At 45.6% G+C, this 6,833-nt stretch carries 9 protein-coding genes; 7 read left to right on the top strand and 2 right to left on the bottom strand.

What is annotated here, in order from left to right; all coding sequences use genetic code 11:
• The 7 genes from V5298_RS19065 to V5298_RS19035 all read left to right on the top strand — a co-directional run.
• The coding region (locus tag V5298_RS19065; RefSeq protein WP_332933018.1) for an SPOR domain-containing protein at window positions 1-416 on the top strand (416 nt) is incomplete at its 5' end.
• Between the two features lie 168 nt (window positions 417-584).
• Window positions 585-1,769, top strand: coding sequence for a D-alanyl-D-alanine carboxypeptidase family protein (locus tag V5298_RS19060; RefSeq protein ID WP_332933017.1), 1,185 nt, complete (start codon window positions 585-587; stop codon window positions 1,767-1,769).
• Window positions 1,770-1,851: 82 nt separating this feature from the next.
• Window positions 1,852-2,115: a DUF493 family protein YbeD gene (gene ybeD / locus V5298_RS19055; RefSeq protein ID WP_332933016.1), complete on the top strand. Its 264-nt coding sequence runs from the start codon at window positions 1,852-1,854 to the stop codon at window positions 2,113-2,115.
• Window positions 2,116-2,120: 5 nt separating this feature from the next.
• On the top strand, window positions 2,121-2,771 hold the full coding sequence (lipB, locus tag V5298_RS19050) for a lipoyl(octanoyl) transferase LipB (RefSeq protein ID WP_332933019.1): 651 nt from the start codon (window positions 2,121-2,123) through the stop codon (window positions 2,769-2,771).
• Window positions 2,764-3,726, top strand: a complete 963-nt coding sequence (lipA, locus tag V5298_RS19045; RefSeq protein WP_332933015.1) for a lipoyl synthase — start codon at window positions 2,764-2,766, stop codon at window positions 3,724-3,726. The genes lipB and lipA overlap by 8 nt, the downstream gene beginning before the upstream one ends.
• Before the next feature lie 173 nt (window positions 3,727-3,899).
• A complete protein-coding gene (ansA, locus tag V5298_RS19040; protein WP_332933014.1) occupies window positions 3,900-4,907 on the top strand; it encodes an asparaginase in 1,008 nt (335 codons plus the stop codon).
• A gap of 14 nt (window positions 4,908-4,921) precedes the next feature.
• On the top strand, window positions 4,922-5,761 hold the full coding sequence (locus V5298_RS19035; RefSeq protein WP_332933013.1) for a DUF2797 domain-containing protein: 840 nt from the start codon (window positions 4,922-4,924) through the stop codon (window positions 5,759-5,761).
• A 14-nt stretch (window positions 5,762-5,775) separates the two neighbouring features.
• Here the strand turns inward: V5298_RS19035 and V5298_RS19030 are convergent, their stop codons facing one another.
• Together V5298_RS19030 and V5298_RS19025 are read right to left on the bottom strand one after the other, a co-directional pair.
• Window positions 5,776-5,994: a hypothetical protein gene (locus V5298_RS19030; RefSeq protein WP_332933012.1), complete on the bottom strand. Its 219-nt coding sequence runs from the start codon at window positions 5,992-5,994 to the stop codon at window positions 5,776-5,778.
• The coding region (locus tag V5298_RS19025) for a DUF349 domain-containing protein (protein WP_332933011.1) at window positions 5,994-6,833 on the bottom strand (840 nt) is incomplete at its 5' end. The genes V5298_RS19025 and V5298_RS19030, both read right to left, overlap by 1 nt.

Raw genomic sequence — 6,833 nt, 5'->3', positions numbered from 1 at the left:
CCTACGCCGCGGCGAAAAAGTTGGGCTATCACCAAAACGGAACAACAAAAGTAAAACTAGAAGTTATTTATTTTGATGAAAATAATCAAGTTACCGTAGGGAAAGGGCCCACGGTTTCCTACGAACAATATGCAGGCTTAACCCCCCAACCGGACGATACAGGCCAAGCAGCAAGTGACGATGCTTCAGAAGACATCTATATTCAGGTTGCCGCTGTCAGTGATGAAGCTCGGGCACATTCCGTATCAACCATTCTCTCTAACCTCTATAACGTGCCGGCCATAACGCCACTGGTAGATAATATTTACAAATTACGCCTAGGCCCGTTAAAAGATAAATTTAAAGTGAAGTTATTATTAGAAGATTTAAAGAAAAACGGTTACCCGGGTGCTTATCAAATTCATGAAAATTTATAATAAACAGCAAAAACGGGCATTCATCGGGTCACATAGCAGTACTAACGAGGAAATGTCTAATCATACTGACATTTGCGCTAAACTTTTGTGATAAAACCTAGTCCAACACGAGGGCTTACGTTAAAATTCCTTTTAGTTTGTTTTAAATAATACGGTACCAATACTCCCATGTATAAAAATATAAAGTGCGCTAATCCGTCCGTCTTGTTATCCCTTATTTTGACGTTATTTATTACCTGCCTGACTCCCGCACAGGCAAACATCGTTATTCCGCCTCCACCTAGCGTCGCCGCAGAAGGTTTTGTTCTGATGGATAACGAAACCGGTAAGATCATTGCCGAGAAAAATGCTGACATGCAATTGCCTCCTGCCAGCCTGACAAAAATGATGACAACCTACGTCATCGGTAAAGAACTGGAAGCGGGCAATATCAGCATGGATGATATGGTCACCGTCTCGGAAAATGCGTGGGCAAAAAATTTCCCAGATTCCTCAAAAATGTTTATCGAAGTGGGCACCCAAGTTAAGGTTGAAGACCTGATCAAGGGCATTATCATTCAATCTGGTAACGATGCCTGTGTTGCCATGGCAGAACATATTGCTGGCTCTGAAAGCGCCTTTGCCAGCATGATGAACGCCCACGCCCAAGCGTTGGGAATGACATCCTCTCATTTTGTAAATAGCCACGGTTTACACGATCCAGATCACTATGTGACGCCCAGAGACATGGCCAAACTGGCTCAGGCGCTGGTAGCAGAAACCCCAGATATCTATGCCATTTATGGCGAAAAAGAGTTTACCTATAACGGGATCAAACAATACAACCGCAATAGCTTGCTTTGGGATCAAAGCCTGAATGTAGATGGCATTAAAACCGGACATACTTCTGATGCAGGATACAGCCTGATTACCTCCGCTAAACAAGGCGATATGCGTCTAATTTCCGTGGTCATGGGTACCGACAGTGAACGCGCCCGTAAAGAAGAGAATAAGAAACTGCTACGTTACGGTTTCCGATTCTACGAAACCGTCACTCCTTACAAAGCCGGTGACAGTTTTGTTTCCCATCGTATTTATATGGGTGACAGAGAGACGGTAGATCTTGGAATTAATCAATCTACCCCCATAACTATTCCACGTGGGCAAGCCGGTAAACTTGAAGCTAATTTTGAATTAGACAAAAAGCTTGAAGCACCTCTTGCCAAAGGCCAGGTTGTTGGAACCCTCTATCTCCAGCTAGAAGGCGAGGATGTGGCCCAATACCCACTTGTCGCTCTTCAGGAAGTCAACGAAGGTGGTTTTTTCGATCGCATCGTCGATTACCTCATGCTGCAATTAGGCTGGGATGAATAACCCAACAAGATTTCACTAGTTCCCAAACGGCCAGATTGATATAATCTGGCCGTTTTGTATAGATACACGTAAGGATATCTCTATGGATACCCGGTTTGATGAGTTACTGGATTTTCCCTGTTTTCAAACATTCAAAGTCATGGGTATCGCCCATGACGATTTACCAACCCATGTGGTAGGTTGCTTACAAGAACATGCACCGGGAGATTATTCGCCCACCGTTAAACCCAGCACAAAGGGGAATTACCACTCTGTGTCGGTGAGTGTGCGTGTCACCAGTAAAACCCATATGGAAACCATATATAAAGAACTCGCTAAACTGGAATTGGTTCGGGTAGTACTGTAGTGGACGTGTTAGATAACACGGTGGTGATACGCCAATTGCATCGCCAAACCTATTATCCGGTGTGGCAAAAAATGCAGTCCTTTACCGACAATCGTACATCAGACACCATGGATGAGATATGGTTGGTAGAGCACGATCCTGTGTTTACGCAGGGACAAGCGGGTAAAGCTGAGCATATTCTGATGGCCGGCGACATTCCCGTTGTTAATGTTGATCGGGGTGGGCAAGTTACCTACCACGGTCCAGGGCAGCAAGTTATTTACTTAATGCTGGACATTCGACGCCGAAAACTTGGCGTACGTAACTTGGTCAGTGCAATGGAAGATGCCGTCGTCGCTTTATTGGCACAGTACCAAATTGAAGCGTATCCTAAAAAGGATGCCCCCGGCGTTTACGTCAATGAACAAAAAATTTGTTCATTGGGATTGCGAATTCGTCGCGGCTGTTCATTTCATGGTTTAGCATTAAATGTTAATATGGACCTCACGCCTTTTTCCCGAATTAACCCCTGTGGTTATGCCGGATTGGAAATGACAGATACATCACGTCTGCAGGGCCCTGACTCCCTGATTGAAACAGGTCCTGCTCTCACGCACCAACTGCTAAAACATCTTGGCATTGAGCAATCTATTTATAAAGAAGGTTTTGATGAGTAACGCACGTCCTAAAGCCGGAATTAAACTCCGGGATGATGAAAAAGTAAAACATATTCCTGTCACGATCCTGCCGACAGAGAAAGCTGACATGTTGCGCAAGCCATCGTGGATAAAAATTAAGTTACCACGAACGACGGATCGTATTGATTCTATCAAGCAGACCTTACGCAAGAATAAATTGCATTCGGTGTGTGAAGAAGCATCCTGCCCTAACCTTGCCGAATGTTTTAATCATGGCACCGCTACCTTTATGATCTTAGGTGATATTTGTACGCGCCGCTGTCCATTTTGTGATGTTGCCCACGGAAAACCTCTGCCGCCCAGCGCTGAAGAGCCTGAAAAATTGGCGCGTACCATCGCTGAAATGAAGCTTAACTATGTGGTGATCACATCAGTGGATCGCGACGATTTACGTGACGGCGGTGCGCAGCATTTTGTGGATTGCATTAATGCCATCAGAGAGCACAGCCCAAATACCACCATCGAAGTACTGGTACCGGACTTTCGTGGACGCATGGATCGTGCATTAGAGATCTTCAAGCAAGGGGTTCCTGATGTGTTTAACCATAATCTGGAAACCATTCCCCGCTTATACCGGGAATGTCGTCCTGGCGCCAATTACCAATGGTCACTGGATTTACTCAAGAAATTTAAAGCGGAACACCCACAAGTAAAAACAAAATCCGGCTTAATGATGGGGATGGGTGAAGAAAACGAAGAAATCCAAGGCGTGCTTCGGGATTTACGTGCCCATGGGGTAGATATGTTGACGCTGGGCCAGTATTTGCAGCCCTCACGCCACCATTATCCGGTGAAGCGCTACGTACATCCTGATGAATTCGATGCACTTGGCGAATATGCCAAAGAAATTGGTTTTGTCCACGCCGCCTGTGGCCCCATGGTGAGATCCAGTTATCATGCCGACCAGCAAGCAGCCGGTAAAGAAGTTAAGTAAGCCAGTTCGCACACCTTAGATATTGAGTTGGTTGGTCAGTAGTGTTCTGCTGACAAACCGACTCCCTTCCCCTTCCTTTTGCTCAACACAAACAAAAATTAACATCTCTGCGTTGGCGAGTTAATGACTTGAGACCCAAGGCTGTTACAATACGCCGGAAAAAAGGAGTCCCCATGAAAAAGCACATTTATATCGCCTATACAGGCGGTACCATCGGTATGAAGCCTTCTGTCCAAGGCTATGTTCCCGCACCGGGTTTCTTAGGCGATACATTGAAAAAAATGCCTGAATTTCATCGACCGGAAATGCCGAACTACACCCTTCATGAATATGACGACCTTATCGACTCTTCCGACATGGCACCTTCACACTGGCAACTCATAGCCGATGATATCGCGCAAAACTACGACAAGTATGATGGCTTTATCATTCTTCATGGCACAGACACCATGGCATACACAGCGTCAGCATTAAGCTTTATGCTTGAGAATTTGTCAAAACCTGTCATCGTAACAGGTTCTCAAATTCCCCTGGCAGAGTTGCGTTCAGACGGTCAGGTAAATTTATTAAACGCCTTGTACGTTGCCGCCAATTACCCCATTGCGGAAGTCAGTTTGTTTTTCAACAATCGCTTACTCAGGGGCAATCGCAGCCGTAAAACCGATGCCGATGGTTTTAATGCCTTTGACTCGCCGAATTTCCCTCCTCTATTAGAGGCGGGGATTAATATCCGTTTACGTTCTGGTGAACTGGCAGTGCCTTCGTCCCGTCCCCTGAAGGTGGCCACGGTGACAGCCCAGCCCATTGGGCTTGTCAGTCTGTATCCGGGGATTTCAGCAGAAGTCATCAAAAACACCCTGCAACAACCGGTCAATGCCTTAATTTTACTCAGTTATGGGGTGGGCAATGCCCCCCAACACTCGGCCTTACTCGAACAATTAAAATATGCCAAAGAACGAAATATCGTGATCTTAAACTGTACTCAATGTCTAAGGGGCAGAGTGAATATGGGTGGCTATGCCACTGGCAATAATTTAAAAGAAGCCGGTGTTTTATCCGGCAGTGATATGACCCCAGAAGCCGCGCTGGCAAAATTACACTACCTATTGAGTCAGTCACTCAGTATTGACGAACTAAAGAAACAATTGATAACGAATATACGCGGTGAACTCAGCATCTAGGAAGCCGGATCATTATGACCATACGAACAGGCGAATTACGTAAAATGCAAGTGAGTGTCGATGACGCTCACCTCGTCCAATATCATCTACCGTTAGGTGATGAATTAATACACATGAACGAACTCATTGGTCAATCTATTACCTTGACCTCAAGCGGTGAGATTCGGTGTATAAACTGCGCCAAAAAAACCAAAAAAAGCTTCAATCAGGGATATTGCTATCGCTGCTTGATCACCCTCGCCCAATGCGATAGCTGCATTATTAAACCAGAGAAGTGTCATTATCACGAAGGAACGTGTCGAGAGCCTGAATGGGGCGAAAAATATTGCCTGAGTGAACACTTTGTCTATTTGGCTAACACCGGTACCCTAAAAATTGGTATCACCCGCCATGTCAGCGACCTTGTATCTAGCCGTTGGATGGATCAAGGGGCAACCCAGGCATTGATTTTTTTAAAAGTCAAAGATCGCCTTACCAGTGGATTAGTAGAAACCTTATGTAAAGCCCATATTGGCGATCGTACCAATTGGCGCACCATGCTAAAAGGCGTTCCGGAGGATCAGGATCTGCTTAGCATGAAAAATACCTTACTTGAGAACATTGCTGCCCCCCTTGCCGAGTTACAACAAAACCAAGGCACTGACGCGGTATCCTTCGTAGATAGTGTCCCGGTGGACATTCACTACCCGGTTATTCAATACCCGGAAAAAGTGAAATCGATTAACTTAGACAAAACCCCCGCCTTCAGCGGTCAGTTATTAGGCATTAAAGGTCAGTATTTACTACTGGATGAGGATCGGGTGATTAATCTTAGAAAATATGCGGGTTACCAGGCTAGCCTAAATATTAATTAATGTAGGAAATGCAGCTAACGGCATTCTTCTCCGTACATTTCCCTCGCAAGATCATCAAGGCGGGCGGCAGTATCATCAAATCCGCTATCGGCGTAACGATAGCGGATAATAACATGGCTGGCACTGCGTCCCCGTTTAACCCGTATATCTTCTGCATCAAAATACTTCACGGTGTTTAGGAACCGGTAGGCTACCGGCTCCGATGGAAACACATATTCAATTTGAACTTGCATCAATTTAACGCCGCTAATAGTGCAGGTTGTGCGATGACTTTATCCAAAATGGCATGAAAGCGTTGTGCATCAGCTGTAGATGGCTGCCCATACGTTAACCAGGCAGACAACGCCTGCTCCAATCTTGCTTCTTCACCTCGGGCCAGTTTGTCGCTTAGCATTACAAGCTGAATTTCACGTCGTAAGGCCTCGTCTTCCTGTGGACTTGGCAACGCCACAAGAATTTCCAACATGGTGGTATACCAAGGGCGCGAGCGCGTGAGATCCTGCTCAGCCGACGTCATCGCCTGTTTGTAATTTTTCCCTAGCGCGTCGAAACACACTAAGGCCGTCACATCACTGTTATCCGCCCATTCCATAACCGCTTGCTGTAAAACACTAAGCTGTTGCTTTTTCTGTGCAAATTGTCGATTTTCAGTGCGGTTATCCATGGCAAGACGAAGTTTTGCAATCCGTTTTTCTAATAAAAGCCGTTTGGCTTTTGGCAAGGACTGCATCTTCTCGGTGACGGACGCGATCATCATGTGGGCGTCCTCATCATTACCCTCATCATTAATTTGAATCGCATCAAGTTCTGCTATCAAAGCACTCACAATGTCATCATCTTGCTGCTGTTCTACCTGCCGTTGGTTTTTTAACGCTTGAAACAATTGGTCATTGGTTTCTTTAAATACCTGCCAGAGTTTGGTTTCATAGCGACGTCCAGCATTACCTATCTCTTTCCAAGTTTGCTGCAACTGTTTAGCTTGGGCGGCTTTATCTTCTATATCATCCGCCGCTAACAGTGCTTTTACCTGTTTAATGATGGCCTGCTTTTGTTCCCGGTTAGCCCCATACCA

Source organism: Alteromonas sp. 14N.309.X.WAT.G.H12, from assembly GCF_036697315.1.
Classification (GTDB): domain Bacteria; phylum Pseudomonadota; class Gammaproteobacteria; order Enterobacterales; family Alteromonadaceae; genus Alteromonas.
Note: the sequence above shows the minus strand (reverse complement) of the source record. Positions and strands in the feature narration are given on the sequence as shown.

What these genes read in the sequence shown, in the direction of transcription:
- V5298_RS19060 (WP_332933017.1), top strand. Translation starts at nt 585, where the DNA reads ATGTATAAAAATATAAAGTGCGCTAATCCGTCCGTCTTGTTATCCCTT.
- ybeD (WP_332933016.1), top strand. Translation starts at nt 1,852, where the DNA reads ATGGATACCCGGTTTGATGAGTTACTGGATTTTCCCTGTTTTCAAACA.
- lipA (WP_332933015.1), top strand. Translation starts at nt 2,764, where the DNA reads ATGAGTAACGCACGTCCTAAAGCCGGAATTAAACTCCGGGATGATGAA.
- ansA (WP_332933014.1), top strand. Translation starts at nt 3,900, where the DNA reads ATGAAAAAGCACATTTATATCGCCTATACAGGCGGTACCATCGGTATG.
- V5298_RS19035 (WP_332933013.1), top strand. Translation starts at nt 4,922, where the DNA reads ATGACCATACGAACAGGCGAATTACGTAAAATGCAAGTGAGTGTCGAT.
- V5298_RS19030 (WP_332933012.1), bottom strand. Translation starts at nt 5,994, where the DNA reads ATGCAAGTTCAAATTGAATATGTGTTTCCATCGGAGCCGGTAGCCTAC.